This window comes from Neisseria sp. P0009.S007, assembly GCF_051962515.1.
Map to the genome: position 1 here is coordinate 1 of NZ_JBQCVF010000377.1, position 1,325 is coordinate 1,325.

Below are 1,325 nucleotides of genomic sequence, written 5' to 3' on the forward strand. Positions count from 1 at the left end.
CTCTCTGAGCGTGAAGCAAAAGAGTTTTATGCCGTCCACAAAGACCGCCCTTTTTATGAAGACTTGGTTAAATTCATGACACGCAATCCTGTCATGATTCAAGTATTGGAAGGTGAAAATGCCGTTGCCAAAAATCGCGAATTGATGGGCGCAACCAATCCAGCTGATGCAGCTCCTGGCACAATCCGTGCCGACTTTGCAGAATCTGTCAGTGTCAATGCCGTACATGGTTCTGACAGCGTTGAAAATGCTGCGATTGAAATTGCTTACTTCTTTAGCCAAAGCGAAATCTGCCCACGATAAAAGCAAAAAACCTGTAGCCGCTTTACGGCCGTCCGATTCCATATCGGACGGCAAAACTGCTTTGTATGCCCTGCAAATGACAGGCCGTCTGAAACCCCTAAAGGCTTTTAAAGCAAAGCTGACCGATAGGCCTCTTTACTTTAAAAGCTTTATTGAGAAACATAAAAATACATGAAAACCAATCTACTGAATTACGATTTAAACGGACTGACGCAACACTTTGCCGAAATGGGTGAAAAACCTTTCCGCGCCAAGCAGGTAATGCGTTGGATGCATCAAGCCGGTGCACAAAACTTTGAAGAAATGACTGACTTGGCCAAATCATTACGCGCCAAGCTGAATGAACAAGCCACAATCGAAGTGCCTAAATTAATGATGGCACAAGAATCCACTGATGGCACACGCAAATGGTTGCTGGATGTCGGCACGGGCAACGGTGTAGAAACCGTCTTCATTCCCGAAGCCGAACGCGGCACTTTGTGCATCTCTTCCCAAGTAGGTTGCGCATTGGAATGCACCTTCTGCTCTACCGGACGACAAGGTTTCAACCGCAACCTGACTGCCGCAGAAATTATCGGCCAGCTTTGGTGGGCCAATAAAGCCATGGGCGTTACTCCTAAAAATGAACGCGTTATCTCCAACGTCGTGATGATGGGCATGGGCGAACCCATGGCAAACTTTGATAATGTTGTTACCGCTTTGAGCATTATGCTGGATGATCACGGCTATGGTTTAAGTCGCCGCCGCGTGACCGTTTCCACTTCGGGTATGGTTCCGCAAATGGACAGACTGCGCGACGCTATGCCTGTTGCTTTAGCCGTATCTTTACACGCCTCCAACGACGAAGTGCGCGATCAAATCGTTCCGCTGAATAAGAAATATCCGTTGAAAGAATTAATGGCGGCCTGTCAACGCTATCTGGTCAAAGCCCCCCGCGACTTTATTACCTTTGAATACGTTATGCTCGACGGCATCAACGACAAGGCCCAACACGCGCGCGAATTGATTGAATTGGTTAAAGA

Annotated in this window: 2 protein-coding genes; both read left to right on the plus strand. The window is 47.5% G+C overall.

The genetic code is table 11. The annotated features are described in order from the left end of the window. On the plus strand, positions 1-303 hold a 303-nt coding region (locus ACTHS3_RS13395), incomplete at its 5' end, for a nucleoside-diphosphate kinase (RefSeq protein ID WP_440368178.1). Between the two features lie 171 nt (positions 304-474). Continuing rightward, positions 475-1,325 (plus strand): 23S rRNA (adenine(2503)-C(2))-methyltransferase RlmN (gene rlmN, locus ACTHS3_RS13400; RefSeq protein WP_440368179.1); only part of this gene is annotated, 851 nt, incomplete at its 3' end.